This is a genomic window from uncultured Bacteroides sp. (assembly GCF_910585845.1).
Classification (GTDB): domain Bacteria; phylum Bacteroidota; class Bacteroidia; order Bacteroidales; family Bacteroidaceae; genus Bacteroides.
This window is the reverse complement of record NZ_CAJUHF010000010.1, coordinates 47,597-63,654: the sequence shown is the minus strand read 5'-3', so window position 1 is coordinate 63,654 and position 16,058 is coordinate 47,597. Positions and strand designations below refer to the sequence as shown.

Genomic DNA, 16,058 nt, shown 5'->3' with positions numbered 1-16,058 from the left:
CCGTGGAATACGTGAACCACAACCGTGAAGAACGAATAAAAGCAGGGGGTTGAACGAATAAAAGTAGGGGTTCGAATGAATAAAAACGGGAGTTCGAATAAATAAAAACAAGGGGAAGAATCTATAAAAGGTCTATATGAATTATAGTATCGTGCGGTGTATTGAATCCTTCACCGTAAATGTTTGTGCAGTATGTATTTAAATGAGCGGGTGAAAGATGTGAAGAGTGTAGACCCTTTAAGTTTTTAGTTTTCTCTCGGACTGTTTACAGTCCGAAAGAAAACTTGTCTATATTCTGATAAATCACACTTGCGAAGCTCAGCACGATGATGCCAATTGTACAGATGATGAGGCTGGCACGCGTGTAATTATCACTGCGGAACGTGGCGATAGGTTCATCGTTCCGGTTGATATACATCGCTTTTACGATCTTCAGGTAGTAGTAGAGCGAAAGCACCGTATTGATCAGCGCAATGAATACCAGCAGATGGAAACCACCGTTGAAAGCCGCTGCGAAAATAAAGAACTTCGAGAAGAAACCAGCAAACGGCGGAATACCTGCCAGCGAGAACAGGGCAAGCGTCATGAGGAACGCCAGTTTGGGATTGGTTCCGTACAACCCGTTATAATCCTCGAGCGTGAAGCGATGTGCACGCAGAGCGACAATCGTGATCACGGTGAATACGGAGAGGTTGGCAAACATGTAGATAAGTACGTAGTATACCAACGAGGCCATACCCTGAGCACTGCCACTGATGACACCCAGCATGATGTAACCTGCTTGCGAGATACTGGAGAACGCCATCAGACGTTTCAGGTTCTCCTGACGCAGGGCGAAGAGATTTGCCAAGGTGATGGAAGCGATAATGACCCAATAGAGCACTTCCTGCCACTGGTCCGTCATGGGAGCGAACACCTTAATCAGGATAGTCAGCAGGGTGAAGGCAGCCGCACCTTTGGATATGACACTCAGATAAGCCGTCACCGTACTTGGGGCACCTTCGTAAACGTCTGCCGTCCAAAGGTGGAAAGGAACAAGAGACAACTTGAACCCCATGCCGGAGAAGAAGAATACGAATGCCATGATTTGCAACGGACTACCGCTCAGTCCGGCAGGAATGTCTTCGAAGTAGAGGGTACCCGTCGTACCGTAAATCAAGGAAATACCGTACAGCAGCAGACCACTGGAGAACAATGCCGTAAGAATGTATTTGGCACCGGCTTCGGCCGAGTGATGGCGATATTTGTCGAAGGCCACCAAGGCTGCCATCGGAACACTTGCAGTCTCCAGTCCGACGAAGAACAGCAGGAAATGTCCGGCGGAAATCATGAAATACATACCCAGCAGCGTACAGAGTGTCAACAGATAGAACTCACCTTGCTTGATGATGGTATCCGGCAGCTTCATCCACTCATGTGCCATCAGGAAGACAATCAGTGTACCTATACTGAGGATGGACTTCACGATGCTTTGTATCGGTGCATTGTGATACATGCCGCCGAAAGCATCGATAACCGGACCGGGGATGATCGTAACCAACGTGTGTATGGCAAGCAACACGACGGGAAGTACAGTGTTGAGCCGTGCGTTACCATCCTTCTTGTGCGCGTCAGGACTCATGAAGAGGTCGGCAACGAAGAGGATGACGATGACTGCTATCAGCGAAAGCTCTTCTTTAAGAATGAGAAATTGGGAATAATCCATGTTTTTAAATTTTGAATTTTGAATTATGAATTATGAATTATGAATGATGCATTCTGAATGGTGCGTTTGCTTATGGCTATGATTTATGTATTGCATTGTACATCCCATAAATCATAAATCCTAAATTATAAACTTCACCACACTCTCTCCGATCATCGTACTTATCCACAGCGGAGCCATACCCAGGCATGCCACACAGACGATGAGGATGATGACGGCAGTACGTTCGTCCCACGTAGCGTCGGTCAGGGTCAGGTGGTGCTTATTGGTACAGGTGCCGTAGAGTATCTTACCGACAAGCCGGAGGATATAAACGGCAGTAGTCACGATGCTGGTACAGGCAATGATGGTCCACGTGCGATGGAAAACATCGGTATGCTGGAAGGCACCATTGAAGATGGTCATCTCAGCCACGAAACCGCTCAGCCCCGGAAGTCCGAGGTTGGCAAGTCCGGCAATGACGTAGCACACGGCAAGGAAAGGCATGATTTTCATCAGTCCGGAAAGCTCGCGTATGTCCCTCGTGTGTGTACGTCCGTATATCATACCGATCAGGGCAAAGAACAAGGCAGTCATCAATCCGTGGCTGAGCATCTGCAGGACGGCACCCGTGCAGGCTGTCTGATTCATCATCAGGAGAGCGAAGAGCACAAGTCCGCAGTGGGATACGGAGGAGTAGGCGTTGATGTACTTCAAGTCTGTCTGCACGCAAGCCGAGAAGGCACCGTAGACCACGGAGATGCCTGTCAGTATCAGGAATATCCACCCTAACTCCTGGGCAGCTTCCGGCATCAGGTACATGGCGATGCGGAAACAGCCGTAACCTCCTAACTTCATCAATACACCGGCGTGCAGCATACTGACAGCGGTAGGTGCGGAAGCATGTCCGTCGGGACTCCATGTATGGAACGGGAACAGGGCGCCCAACACTCCGAATCCGAGGAACGTCAACGGAAACCAGATGCGTTGTTGCTCGATGGGGATGTTGTGCAGTGCGGCGATATCCAGTATATTCATGCTCGTAGCGCCGGCACCATAGTAGATGCCGAGGATACCAATCAACAGGAAGGCGGAACCACCCATCAGCATCAGGGTCAGTTTCATGGCGGAGTACTCTTTGCGTCCGCTGCCCCATACGCCGATCAGCAGGTACATCGGGATGAGCGCCACCTCATAGAACATGAACATTGTGAACAAGTCAGTGGAGATAAAGAAACCGAATACGCCGAGCGAGAGCAGGGTGAACCAAAGGAAATACTCCTTGGTCAGCGGCTGCAAACGCCAGGAGGCGAATGTGCCGGTAAAGACGATGATGGCGGAAAGCAACAGTATGGCTATTGAGATTCCATCCACACCGACCGAATAGTGTATGTTGAGTGCCGGATACCAAGGCATATCCGCGCAGAAAAGCATGGTGCCAGTCTCTCCGGCGGCGCGGGCATGCAGGTAGGCAATGGTCAGGCATATAGCAGACAGTAGCAATGCTGATGCACCGGTCACCATTACCGTACGTATCTGCCGAACATTGCGGCTCAGCCAGAGGCCGAGAAGCATCAGCAGAGGGATGAGAACAAAAATACTTAATATGTTCATCTTTACTATTGTGTTTTTTACTGTTTACGAATTACGATTGACATTTCTCTATTATAACAGCAACAGCAGGATTAGCGCCAGCGTACCCAACAGGAATACGTAGGTGTATTGCTGAATCTGTCCGCTTTGCAGCCCACGTATCTCGTCGCTGGTGGCATTGGCACTCCAGGCAAGGAAGTCGAAGAAGCCGTCCACTACATGACGGTCGAACCAGGCGATAGGACGGGAGATGCAACCGAAGATGATTTTGTGGGTAACGAACTGATAGACTTCATCCATGTAGAAACGATGATAGGCTGCCGTCCACAAACCGTGGAAGCGGCGGGCAAGTGCATCGGCAACGGGTTGCTGGGAGCGTGCATACAGGATTGTAGCAATCGCGATGGAGGCAACCGCAATAGCAATGCTGCTACCTGCCACTGCCCAGTCGAGATGAATCGTATAGGCTGTGCCATCGGCAGAAATGAACTTGCCGAAAGGAATGAAACCTGCCACGACCGTTACGGCAGCGAGGAACATCAGCGGGAAGGTCATTGCCAACGGACTCTCATGAGGAGTGTGCTCGGTATGAAGTTCCTTGTTCTCCTTCCCCCAGAAGATACCGTAATAGAGGCGGAACATATAGAACGCCGTCATGGCCGCAATGGCTGTCATCACCCAACCCATGACAGGGCTGAACTGGAAGCATGCCGCCAGTATCTCGTCTTTAGAGAAGAAACCGGAGAAGGGAGGAATACCGGCAATGGCAAGGCAGGCAATAAGGAACGTGACATGTGTCACGGGCATATACTTGCGCAAACCTCCCATAGCAGACATCTCATTGCTATGGACCGCATGGATGATACTGCCCGCGCCAAGGAAGAGCAATGCCTTGAACATGGCGTGTGTAAAGAGGTGGAACATCCCCGCCATATACCCCAAACCGCCATGATGCGGGTCAGCAGAAGTGCAGACGCCCAAAGCAACCATCATGAAACCTATTTGCGAGATGGTAGAGAAGGCAAGTACACGTTTGATGTCACTCTGTACGCAAGCCACGGAAGCGGCATAGAATGCCGTGAATGCGCCTACGTAGGCCACTATATGCAACACGTCCGGTGCATAACCGATGAACAACGGAAACATTCGCGCTACCAGATAGACACCCGCCACGACCATCGTAGCCGCGTGAATCAGTGCGCTGACCGGTGTAGGACCTTCCATCGCGTCCGGTAACCAGATGTGCAACGGGAACATCGCACTCTTTCCGGCACCGCCGACGAACATCAGTCCAAGGGCAAGAGGAAGCATTGCAGCGCCTCCTGTCAGCAAGGACATCTCATCGGGTTGGAAAGTGTACGTGCCTGCGTAATACCCGTAGATAAGAATACCGATCAGAAATCCCAAATCGGCAAAGCGGGTGACAATGAAAGCCTTCTTGCTTGCCGCGATGGCAGCCGGTTTCGTATAGTAGAATCCGATGAGCAGATAAGAAGAGACGCCCACTAACTCCCAAAACAGGTACATCTGGAAAATATTGGTTGCCACCACCAGTCCGAGCATGGACATGGTGAACAGGCTGAGGAAGGCGTAGTACCGTTGGAAACCGCGTTCCCCTTTCATGTAGCCGAAAGAGTAGATGTGTACCATCAGCGACACGGTAGAGATGACGATGAGCATCATGACGGATATGGGATCGAGCAGGATGCCCAAGTCTATGCTCAGTGTCTCCGTGAAAGGCAGCCAGGTCATGTTGTAAGGCATAAGGGTGGCGAAAGTGCCATCTTCAAGGCGCGGGGCGGAGAAATATTGCCAGGCAGTGATATAGCTCAATAGGGTCACTACCGCCAATACCGTGCTGCCGATGAAGCCTGCCTTCCGATGCGTCATCCATTTGCCGGCTATTCCCAGCGTGAGGAAGGAGAGGAACGGAAGGAGCAGGATGAAAATTGTATATTCCATATATAACTTTATTTATCAGTTATTGTAATCTTGATACTACCATTTCATGTCATTCAGTTTACCCACCTGGATGCTTCGTATGTTACGGTAGATGTTAATCATAATCGCTATCGCCACTGCCGTTTCGGCTGCCGAGATGGCAATGGAGAACAGGGCGAAGAAATAGCCTTCCAGCCCGTCCGGGAACAGGAAACGGTTGAACACTGCGAAGTTGATGTCCGTGGCGTTGAGTATCAGCTCGACGCTGATCAGTATGGCCAGTGTGTTGTGGCGGGTAAAGAATCCGTAAATACCGGCGAAAAACATGATAGCGGAGACTATCAGATAATATTCCATGTGTATCATAATCAATTCCTTTTTATCGTTTACGTGCAATCATCAGTCCGCCTACGATGCATGCCAACAGCAGGATGCTGACTGCCTCGAAAGGAAGCAGGTAGCCATATTTGTCGCTGCTCAACATGGCGTTTCCGATGGTTTTGATATTGATTTCCAAAGGAGCGAGGTCGGTGGTGGTGATAAATTTATGCTTCAGCGTGATAAACACCACGATAAGTGCTCCCGCCCCGGTGGCTCCCAGTCCGGCGAGTAACCGGCTGCGTTTCATTTTGTTGATGGTTCGGTCTCCTTCGCCACTAGTCAGCAGGATGGAGAAGACGTAGAGTACGACAATACCGCCGGCATATACCATGATCTGTACCGATCCCAGAAAGGTATATCCCAGCAGGAAGTAGATGCCTGCCGTACCGAAAAGCGTGAACAGCAGATACGTTGCCGAGCGTACCATGCGGCGTGTGGTCACAGTAAGAATGGAGCACACGGTGATGAACACGGCAAGAAAGTAGAATACTACGGTTTCAAGGGTTATTTCCATATTCTTGAATTACAAATTACTTTAGTTTCGGATTACTTGGCTGTTTCACCTTGCGGAACAGCTGTTTTCTTTTTCTCTATGACGTGGCTACCCGGACGATTGAGTGTTTTCACCAGTTTCGTGCGGTCGAACACGGCATGCTCGAAAGCAGTATCGAACGTGATTGCGTCGTGCGGGCAGGCTGTGACGCAAAGCTGGCAGAACATGCACGAGCCGAGGTCGTATTCATATTTTGCCAGTATCTTCTTTTTCTTTCCGTCTTCGGTCTCTACTGTTTCACTCGTCACCTTGATGGTACCGTTAGGACAGGCCATCTGGCATAGTCCGCACGCCACGCAATGGTGCTCGTTCTGTTCGTTATGAGGCATGGTCAGCGTACCTCGGAACCGGTCGAACATCTGTAGGGTGGTGCGGTTTTCGGGATATTGTTCTGTCACTTTCCGGCGGCAGAAGACGGTCATGGTTGTTTTCATACCTGTCAGCAGGGAGCGGATGCCATGCACGATTCCACCTAAATAGCTGTATGTTTCCATAATTTAAAAGTGTAGTTCAAATACGACAATCAGTACCATGATGATGAGGTTCACCATTGAGATAGGTACCAGATATTTCCATTCGAGTGCCAGGATCTGGTCGATACGCAAGCGGGGGAAGGTCCACTTGATCCACATCAGCAGGAACACCACGAAGAATGCCTTGCCGAAGAACCATACAAATCCTGGAATGCAATCCATCACTGCGTTGAAACCGTCCATGCCTACGACGTGGAACGGCATCCAACCGCCTAAGAAGATTGTGACGGCAACACTGGCCACAATGAACAGGTTCAGGTATTCGGCGAGGTAAAAGAAGCCGAAGTGCATACCGCTATATTCGGTGTGATATCCTGCCGTCAATTCGCTTTCAGCTTCCGGAAGGTCGAACGGTCCGCGGTTACATTCGGCGTTTCCGGCTATCAGGTAGACGATGAAGGCTATCAGGGCAGGGAGGTGTCCTTTGAAGATGAACCAGCCGTCCGCCTGTCCTTCCACGATTTCGGAGAACTGCATGGTACCCATCAGCACTACCATAGTCAGGATGCTCAGTCCTACGGACAATTCATACGAGATGATCTGTGCCCCGCTACGCATGGCGCCGATTAGTGAGAATTTGTTGTTGGAGCCCCAGCCTGCCAGCAGGATGCCTATCACACCCATGCTCGATGCGGATAGGAGGAAGAATATACCTACGTTGAAGTTCAACACCTCCATACCTTTGTTGATGGGCAGGCAGGTGAACGTCAGGAACGAGGCTATGATCACCATGAACGGTGCCAGGTTATAAAGAAAGCGGTCGGCGGCATTCGGAGTGAAGATTTCTTTGGTCAGCATCTTCAGCACGTCGCAGATGACCTGGATGCTTCCCCATTTGCCCACACGGTTCGGACCGAGGCGGCATTGGAAAAAAGCGCAGATCTTGCGCTCCATATAAATAAGAATGATGGCGAGCAAGGCATACATCAGAATGATGCATACGCCTATCGCTATACATTCCAGGAATATAGCCAGACCTTCGGACATGTAAGATGTCAGCGTCTGGTGAATCCAGTTGGTTACTATACTAAAGTCAAACACGTTATTTAATTTAATAATTAATAATTAAGTTTCTCAAGTAATAAGCATGTGGCAGTTAAGTAGTAAACTCCTCAACTTCTTTAATCTTCAACTCCTTTAATCCTTTAACTCCTCCATACCCATTACTTTCACCTTGATCTGTTTATCTGTCAATATCCGGAACTACATAGTCCAGTGTTCCACCTATGGCTATCAGGTCGGCAATCTTTGCTCCGCGGCAGATGGTGTCTACGGTGCTTACCAGCGGCAATCCCGTAGAACGGAAATGCAGGCGGTAAGGGGTCTTGTCGCCGTGGCTTTCCAGAAAGACGCCGAACTCGCCGCGGCTTCCCTCTACCGAGGTATAGTATTGCCCTTCCGGCACGCGGATTATCGGTTTCATCTTCTCCTGATAGGGACCTTCGGGAATGTTGTCGATGAGCTGTTCGATGATGTTCATGCTTTCCATGATTTCATCCATGCGGACCATGTAGCGTGCCCATGAGTCACCTTCGGTATAGATGATTTCCTTGAAGTCCACTTTGTCGTACACACCGTACGGATGACGTTTACGCACGTCGCAAGCCCAACCGCTGGCACGTCCTGTGCCGCCCGTGGCTCCGAAGGCGATGGCATCTTCGCGGCTCAACACGCCTACGCCCTTCATTCGTTGTTGGGCGATGATGTTGCCGGTGAATACCTGATGGTACTCGTGGATGATTCCACGCAGGTACGCGATAAACTCTTTCACCCGTTTCTGGAAGTTGGGATGGAGGTCTGCCTGTACTCCGCCGATGGTATTGTAATTCATGATCAGACGGCCGCCGCATGTCTCCTCGAAGATGTCGAGTATCTTCTCGCGGTCGCGGAAACCGTAGAAGAAAGCGGTCAGGGCGCCTAAGTCCATGGCCAGACAAGAGAAGAATAACAAATGCGAGTCGATGCGTTGCAATTCGTCCATGATGGTACGGATATACTTCACGCGGTCGCTTACTTCGATACCCATTGCCTGTTCGATGCATGAGCACAGGGCGTGACGGTTCTGGTGTGCGCCCAGATAGTCGAGGCGGTCGGTCAGTGCCAGTGTCTGCGGGTAGGTGAGGCTTTCGCACATTTTCTCGATGCCCCGGTGGATATATCCGCAGTTGGCGTCTATCTTCTTGATGTTTTCTCCCTCCAGGGATACGCGGAAACGCATCACACCGTGCGTGGCGGGATGTTGGGGACCGATGTTTACCACGTATTCTTCATCGCCGAAGAGCACGAGTTCCTTGTTCTTCACCGTGCCGTCCGGATTCAACTCAAGCTCGGTGGTGGTATCTATGGTCTCTTCGTTATCCATGCGCAACGGGTTGTCCTTTTCGGGATCATTGTCCTTACGCATCGGATGGCCCACCCAGTCGTTGCGCAGGTAGAGGCGGCGCATGTCGGGATGACCGATGAAAACAATGCCATAGAAGTCGTACACTTCGCGTTCCAGAAAGTCGGCTGCTTTCCAGATGTCGCTGACAGTGGGCAGTTCGGGGGTATTGCGGTCGGGGGTAGAGGTGCGTACAGCTGTACACTTGCCTGTGGCGGTAGATTCCAGATGATAGACTACGCCCAAGCCGTAAGGGCGGGTCGGGTCATTCTCGTCTGCTTCTCCCCAGTCCATGCCGGTCAGGCATTTCAGGAAGTCCATCTGTTCGTCGCGATACAGGCGGAGCATCTCGTCGTGCAGGGCTGCCGGTTCTATAAATCGTATATTATCCATATCTTGATGATGTTTCGTTTATTGTCACTCTTCGTTTTCCGGTTTGGACTCTTTCCGGTTCACTCCGCCGAAGAACTTCTCTATTTTCACTTTGCGCTGCAGTTGCATCATGCCGTAGTAAAAGGCTTCCGGACGGGGAGGGCATCCCGGAATATAGACATCTACCGGCAGGATCTTGTCGACTCCGTTTACGACATGGTAAGACTTCTTGAACGGTCCACCACTGACGGCGCATCCGCCTACGGCTACTACATACTTCGGGTCGGGCATCTGGTCGTACAGTCGTTTCAGTACGGGCGCCATCTTGTTGGTGATGGTTCCGCACACCATAATCATGTCTGCTTGTCGCGGACTGGCACGGGCTACTTCAAATCCGAAGCGTGCCATGTCGTAGCGTGCGGCGCCCAGAGCCATGAACTCGATGCCGCAACAGCTTGTTGCAAACGTAAGTGGCCACAGCGAATTGCTGCGTCCCCAGTTGATGAAATCGTCCAGTACGCCGAGGGCGACGTTTGCACCTCCGGCATTAAGTTCGCGGACGAGTTTCTCCAAAGTCTCGTTATCCGTAAATTCTTCATACGGGATAGATTTTATTTTGGGTTTCTTGTTTATTTCCATTCCAATGCTCCTTTCCGCCAAGCGTAGGCAAGTCCCAATACGAGGATGAGTAAGAAAAACAGGATACTGAACAGTCCGGTCAGCCCCAGGTCGCGGGTGATGACTGCCCACGGAAACAGGAATACCGTCTCCACATCGAACATCAGGAACAGGATGGCAAACAGGTAGTAACCTACCCTGAACTGCATCCACGACCTGCCGCGTGTGGGAATACCGCATTCGTATGCTTCCATTTTCTGTGGGTTGAATGAACGGGGTGATATCGCCTTGGACAGCGCGATCACGATACCCACAAAAGCAATTGCCGTCAGTAAGACGACTACTAACAAAGTAAAGTTCATAAATCTAACAGTCTTTTAGATGTATATGTCTGATGTATATATTTTAGATTGAAATGGTTTGCCGATGAGAACAATCCCACTGAATCGTTTCCGGCAGGTTAGGGCGGTTGGAATGCCCAAACAGTTGGTTAAATGATTATCTTCCTCAGCCCGAAGACGTAATAGCTGAGCGGGTCCGAGGCAGAACGGTAAGCCGGCGGAGAGAGGGAGACATCTCCCGAGGAGTGGGTGGCTTTTCCTGTTCGTAAGTAGCTTAACAGCAAGTATATGCTCTTGTTGTCTCGTACTTGCATGGTATCTACTTTATCTATATATAAAGGTGTAGAAAGAAAATAGTGATAGATATTACGGATATGAGTATGGGATAGCTGCAAGGCCGGAGCTTGAGACAAGGTGCAACGTTCGCTTTCATTACGTCTGAGAGTACATGACATGCTTGCTACCTGTACCATACCATCATACAGCAATATGCTGAACAGAATGGTCATGAGGTATTTGATGCACTGTTTCATATAACTACTTTTTTCTTTTGGACTGCAAATGTATAACAAATATTGGCTGTTTTGTTATATGGAGATGGCAAAATACTTATTTTTTAGCACTTTTTGACCATCTATCAGCTCTTAGTCCAAAATTCAGGAGTGAAAAGTAGCAGGACGGTAAACAGTTCGAGTCGTCCCAGGAGCATGAGGAAGGACATCAGCCACTTGGCAAGATCGGGTAGCGCGTTCCAGGAGAACGCCGGTCCTGTATCACCCAATCCGGGACCCATGTTGCTGATGCTGGAGACTACGCATCCTACAGATTCCAGAAAGTCGATGCCGAGGCTCATCATGATGAGCACACTGACGATGCTGATGGCGGCATAGATAAAGCAGAATGCCAACACCGTGGATTGTACGGAGGGCGGAACCACCTGCTTGTTGAGACGCACCGGCAGGATGGCATTCGGATGGAGGATATGCTTGAACTCGTTGCGGGCTATCTTGGCGAGGATGACCATGCGGATGCACTTCAGACCGCCCGACGTACTGCCCGCACAGGCTCCCATCAGCATGATGATGGTCAGCAAGACCCACGTCACGGCGGGCCATAGCATGTAGTCGTTGGTGGCGAATCCGGTGGACGTGTGCAGCGAGATGACTTGGAAGAGGGATTGGCGGAAAGCCTCTTCCACACCCATCGGCTGGGTGTAGTAGAGGATAACGGCGATGGCAGCCGTGAAGAGCGCTACCGACCAGAAATACCACTTCAACTCAGCATCGTGGATGGCTTTCTTGAACTTCCGGTTGAAGAAGAGCAGGAGCAGCATGAAGTTGATGCCTGAAATGAACATGAAGACGGACAGGACGTATTCGATGTATGGGGAGTTATAGTAGGCTATGCTGGCTTGCTTGGTCGAGAAGCCTCCGGTGCTGATGGCCGTAAAGGCGTGGCAGACACTGTCGAACCAGTCCATGCCGCCCAGCATCAGCAGGACGACCAGGATGCCGGTGATGCCGGCATAGATGCTCCATATCCACTTGGCGGTGACGCCTATGCGCGGGTGTATCTTGTCGTGCGTCGGCCCGCTGGCTTCGGCGGCGAAGACCTGCAAGCCGTTGACACCGAATATCGGGAGAACGGCGATGGTGAACATGATGATGCCCAATCCACCTATCCATTGCATCATGCTGCGCCAGAAGAGCAGTCCGTGGGGCAGTGCTTCGATGTCGTCCAATATGGTGGCACCGGTGCTGCTGAAGCCGGACATGGTCTCGAAGAAGGCGTTGGTGATGCTGGGGATGTATCCACTGATGTAGAATGGAAACGTGCCGAGTATGGAGAAGGCTATCCAGGTGAAGCTGACGAGCACGTAGCCGTCCCGGCGTGTCAGTTGTCGTTTGCCGTTCTTGCCCCAAAGTGCCATCAGGATTCCGGTGCCTGCCGTGATGCCTGCCGATATGCAGAAATCTATCAGGTCCTCGTCCTGATAGTAGAGTGAGACTCCCGCGCAAACCAGCAGCATGATGGTTTCCAGCAGGAGGAGGATGCCGATAATCCGTATGACTGTCTTGAAGTTTATCATTTCTATCAATTAGAATATTTCTTTCAACTTATTTTTCTCAACTTAGAAGATTCTTTCAATTAAAATATTTCTCTATCTTCTTGATCATCATGCTGAGGCAGAATACTACGACATGATCTCCCGGCAGTATCTGGGTGTTTCCGGTCACCACCACACCTTCGCCGTGTCGGATCAGTCCGCCGATGGTTGTCCCTTTGGGCAGTCCCAGGTCTTTCACCGGATGCTTGGTGATTTTCGAACCTTCCTTCACGGTGAACTCGGCGACGTCGGCATTGGCAAAGGTCAGGCACTTCACGTTGCTGACATCGGCGTCGAGCATCATCTGGTAGATGTGGCTGGCGGTGATCATCTTCTTGTTGATGACCGTGCCGATGTCGAGGCTTTCGGCCATGCCGATGTAGTCGATGTTTTCCACTTCTGCCACGGTTTTGCTGACACCCATCCGTTTGGCGGCGAGGCAGGAGAGGATATTGGTTTCCGAGTTATCGGTCAGGGCGACGAAAGCTTCCGTGTTCTCCAGTCCCTCTTCGATGAGGAGGTCCATGTCGCGGCCGTCGCCGTTGATGATCATTACTTTGTCGTCCAGCAGTTCGGTCAGTCGGTTGCAACGGTTCAGGTTGTTGTCGATGATTTTCACCTGCATGTAGTCGGGGACGTACTGGGCGGTGCGCACGGCGATGCGGCTGCCGCCCATGATCATGACGTTGCGCACGTCGGCGTAGTCTTCCTTGCCGGCTATCTTGCGTATGTAGGGGACATACTTGCGGGTGGTGGTGAAGTAGACGATGTCGTGCAGCTGGATGACGTCGTCTCCGCGTGGGATGAGTGTCTCATTGCCCCGCTTGATGGCTACGACGTGGTAGGGCTTGTCCGTTCCCGTGAGCTGGAAGAGGGGGATATTCAGGATTTCGGCTTTCTCGCGCATCTTGGTACCTATCAGTATCAGTGAGCCGCCGCAGAATTCCCACCATTGGCGCACCCAGCTCATGCGTATGGAGGATACGATCTCTTTGGCGGCAAGCATTTCGGGGTAGATGAGCGAGTCGACGCCCAGTTTCTGGAAGAACTCTTTGTGCTTGGGCAGGAGATATTCGTAGTTGTCGATGCGGGCTACGGTCTTTCGGGCGCCGAGATTGGTGGCGAGCATGCAGGCGGTCATGTTCCGGCTCTCGTCGGGGGTGACGGCGATGAAGAGATCGGCGTCTTTGGTTCCCACCTCTTTCAGTCCTTGGATGGAGGTGGGGGAGGCGGTGACGGTCATCAGGTCGAAGTTGGCGCTGAGCGGGCTGAGCCGTTCTTCGTTGTCGTCCATCAGGATGATGTCCTGCTTCTCGCGGGACAGCAGTTTTGCCAAGTGTGTGCCTACTGCGCCGGCACCTGCAATAATGATTTTCATGACCTTATTGTTTATTTATCAGCCGTTTGGCCGGAGGTTCGGGGTTGTTCTTTATTCGGCATGTCGTTTTCGATGCCTTCTTTTTTATTCAGTATGGTGGCGGCGATGCCCTCTTCGTCCATGCCGCAGAGGTGGTAGAGCTGCTGCACGGTGCCGTGTTCGATGAACCGGTCGGGGACGCCGATGCGTTCGAGGCGGGGGGAGTAGCCGTTTTCGGACATGAACTCCAGGATGGCGGTGCCCATGCCGCCCGTCTTTACGCCGTCTTCGATGGTGATGATGCGGGAGAAGCGGCGGCCGATTTCGTGCAGCATCTCCGTGTCGAGCGGCTTGAGGAAGCGCAGGTCGTAGTGTGCCACGGAGAGGGTGCCCTGTTTTTCAGCTTGGGCGATGGCTCTGGCGGCGGTATTTCCTATCGGGCCGAGGGTGATGACGGCGAGGTCTCTGCCCTCTTTCAGTTTGCGTCCTTTGCCCACGGGCACGGCTTCGAGCGGGCATCTCCACCGGGTGAGCACTCCGCGGCCGCGGGGGTAGCGGATGACGAAGGGACCTTGGTCGGGGAGCTGCGCGGTGTACATCAGGCGGCGCAGTTCGTGCTCGTCCATGGGCGAGGAGATGGTCAGGTTGGGGACGGGGCGGAAGTAGGCCAGGTCGAAGACGCCGTGGTGCGTGGGTCCGTCTTCGCCCACCAGTCCGGCGCGGTCGAGGCAGAGCACGACGGGGAGGCGGAGGAGGGCGATGTCGTGAATGACGTTGTCGTAGGCGCGTTGCATGAACGAGGAGTAGATGTTGCAGAACGGCTGCATGCCTTCCTTTGCCATGCCGCCGGAGAAGGTGGCGGCGTGTCCTTCGGCGATGCCGACGTCGAAGGCGCGGTGGGGCATGGCCTGCATGAGCAGGTTCATGGAGCAGCCTGTGGGCATGGCGGGGGTGACGCCGACGATGCGCGGGTTGGCTTGGGCGAGTTCGACGAGGGTCTCGCCGAAGACGTCCTGGAAGAGGGGGGGCAGGTGGCTCGTGTCGGCGGTGAGGCGTTCGCCGGTCTCGGGGTTGAACTTGCCGGGGGCGTGCCATATTTCGGGGGCTGCTTCGGCGGGTTTGAATCCTTTTCCTTTGACGGTGTGGAGGTGAAGGATCTTGGGGCCTTTCAACTCTTTGATATCGCGCAGGATGCGGGCTATGTTGACGACGTCGTGCCCGTTGACGGGGCCGAAGTAGCGGATGTTCATGCCTTCGAAGATGTTCTGCTGCTGGGCGGCGATGGACTTGAGGCTGTTGCTGAAGCGTATCAGAGCCTTGCGGCGGTCTTCGTTGAGGATGCCGAGTCGGAAGAGCATCTTCGAGATGTTGAAGCGCAGCTGGTTGTAGCGGTTGGAGGTGGTGAGGTTGAAGAGGTATTGCTTCATGCCTCCTACGCTGCGGTCGATGGCCATGTCGTTGTCGTTGAGGATGATGAGGAGGTTGTTCGGGGTGGAGGAGACGTTGTTGAGTCCCTCGAAGGCGAGTCCTCCGCTCATCGAGCCGTCGCCGATGACGGCTACCACGTGGCGGTCTTCTTCGCCCTTTTCGGCGGCGGCAACGGCCATGCCCAGCGCGGCTGAGATGGAGTTGGAGGCGTGTCCGCAGGCGAAGGTGTCGTATTCGCTCTCTTCGGGCGAGGGGAAGGGGCGTATGCCCTTGAAGCGCCGGTTGGTAGAGAAGGCGGTGCGGCGTCCGGTCAGTATCTTGTGTCCGTAGGCTTGGTGGCCGACGTCCCAGACGATGCGGTCATAGGGCGTGTTGAAGACGTAGTGCAGGGCTACGGTCAGCTCCACTGTGCCCAGGCTGGCTGCGAAGTGTCCCGGGTTGCACGATACTTCTTCTATGATGTCCTGCCGTAATTCTTTACAGACTTCCGGAAGTTGCCGCACATCGAGGCGGCGCAGGTCTTCGGGTTCAGAAATGGAATTTAGCAAGTTGTATGTCATTGTTTCTGTCTTCATCTCTGTTCTGAGGATTACAATTTGCAAATTTAGTAAAAGAAAACGGAAGGTATTTCCTTTTTCGGGGAAAAAATGAGGAAGAGGTGCGGAGTGACGCGTCACGGGGGGCGCGAGGCGGGGGGTAAAGGTGCAGAGTGATAGGGGAAAGGAGTGCGGACGGAGTGCCGCGCGCCACCGGGGCAATTGGATACACAA

Annotated in this window: 14 protein-coding genes; all 14 read right to left on the bottom strand. The window is 52.4% G+C overall.

The window, feature by feature from the left end; all coding sequences use genetic code 11:
• Positions 1 to 265 precede the first annotated feature (265 nt).
• The gene (locus tag QZ323_RS04795; protein ID WP_294633260.1) at positions 266 to 1,705 is read right to left on the bottom strand and encodes an NADH-quinone oxidoreductase subunit N; all 1,440 of its coding nucleotides are present in this window, start codon (positions 1,703 to 1,705) and stop codon (positions 266 to 268) included.
• Between the two features lie 120 nt (positions 1,706 to 1,825).
• A complete protein-coding gene (locus QZ323_RS04790; RefSeq protein WP_294633259.1) occupies positions 1,826 to 3,298 on the bottom strand; it encodes an NADH-quinone oxidoreductase subunit M in 1,473 nt (490 codons plus the stop codon).
• A gap of 51 nt (positions 3,299 to 3,349) precedes the next feature.
• A complete protein-coding gene (nuoL, locus tag QZ323_RS04785; protein ID WP_294633257.1) occupies positions 3,350 to 5,239 on the bottom strand; it encodes an NADH-quinone oxidoreductase subunit L in 1,890 nt (629 codons plus the stop codon).
• 36 nt (positions 5,240 to 5,275) lie between these two features.
• Entirely contained in the window at positions 5,276 to 5,584 is a 309-nt protein-coding gene (gene nuoK / locus QZ323_RS04780) for an NADH-quinone oxidoreductase subunit NuoK (protein ID WP_294633255.1), read from the bottom strand.
• Between the two features lie 13 nt (positions 5,585 to 5,597).
• On the bottom strand, positions 5,598 to 6,113 hold the full coding sequence (locus QZ323_RS04775; protein WP_294633254.1) for an NADH-quinone oxidoreductase subunit J: 516 nt from the start codon (positions 6,111 to 6,113) through the stop codon (positions 5,598 to 5,600).
• A gap of 32 nt (positions 6,114 to 6,145) precedes the next feature.
• Positions 6,146 to 6,646: a 4Fe-4S binding protein gene (locus QZ323_RS04770; protein ID WP_294633252.1), complete on the bottom strand. Its 501-nt coding sequence runs from the start codon at positions 6,644 to 6,646 to the stop codon at positions 6,146 to 6,148.
• Positions 6,647 to 6,649: 3 nt separating this feature from the next.
• Complete coding sequence (nuoH, locus tag QZ323_RS04765) at positions 6,650 to 7,726, bottom strand: NADH-quinone oxidoreductase subunit NuoH (RefSeq protein ID WP_294633251.1); 1,077 nt, start codon at positions 7,724 to 7,726, stop codon at positions 6,650 to 6,652.
• A 142-nt stretch (positions 7,727 to 7,868) separates the two neighbouring features.
• A complete protein-coding gene (locus QZ323_RS04760) occupies positions 7,869 to 9,458 on the bottom strand; it encodes an NADH-quinone oxidoreductase subunit D (protein ID WP_294633249.1) in 1,590 nt (529 codons plus the stop codon).
• Positions 9,459 to 9,482: 24 nt separating this feature from the next.
• Complete coding sequence (locus QZ323_RS04755; protein WP_294633248.1) at positions 9,483 to 10,076, bottom strand: NADH-quinone oxidoreductase subunit B; 594 nt, start codon at positions 10,074 to 10,076, stop codon at positions 9,483 to 9,485.
• Positions 10,067 to 10,417 (bottom strand): NADH-quinone oxidoreductase subunit A, encoded by a 351-nt coding sequence (locus tag QZ323_RS04750; RefSeq protein WP_294633246.1) that lies wholly within the window; start codon positions 10,415 to 10,417, stop codon positions 10,067 to 10,069. Before QZ323_RS04750 ends, QZ323_RS04755 begins: the two co-directional genes overlap by 10 nt.
• A 128-nt stretch (positions 10,418 to 10,545) precedes the next feature.
• On the bottom strand, positions 10,546 to 10,929 hold the full coding sequence (locus QZ323_RS04745; protein WP_294633244.1) for a hypothetical protein: 384 nt from the start codon (positions 10,927 to 10,929) through the stop codon (positions 10,546 to 10,548).
• Positions 10,930 to 11,033: 104 nt separating this feature from the next.
• Positions 11,034 to 12,485: a TrkH family potassium uptake protein gene (locus QZ323_RS04740; protein ID WP_294633278.1), complete on the bottom strand. Its 1,452-nt coding sequence runs from the start codon at positions 12,483 to 12,485 to the stop codon at positions 11,034 to 11,036.
• A 55-nt stretch (positions 12,486 to 12,540) separates the two neighbouring features.
• Positions 12,541 to 13,881, bottom strand: a complete 1,341-nt coding sequence (gene trkA, locus QZ323_RS04735) for a Trk system potassium transporter TrkA (protein WP_294633242.1) — start codon at positions 13,879 to 13,881, stop codon at positions 12,541 to 12,543.
• Between the two features lie 11 nt (positions 13,882 to 13,892).
• Entirely contained in the window at positions 13,893 to 15,863 is a 1,971-nt protein-coding gene (dxs, locus tag QZ323_RS04730; protein WP_294633240.1) for a 1-deoxy-D-xylulose-5-phosphate synthase, read from the bottom strand.
• Positions 15,864 to 16,058: the final 195 nt, after the last annotated feature.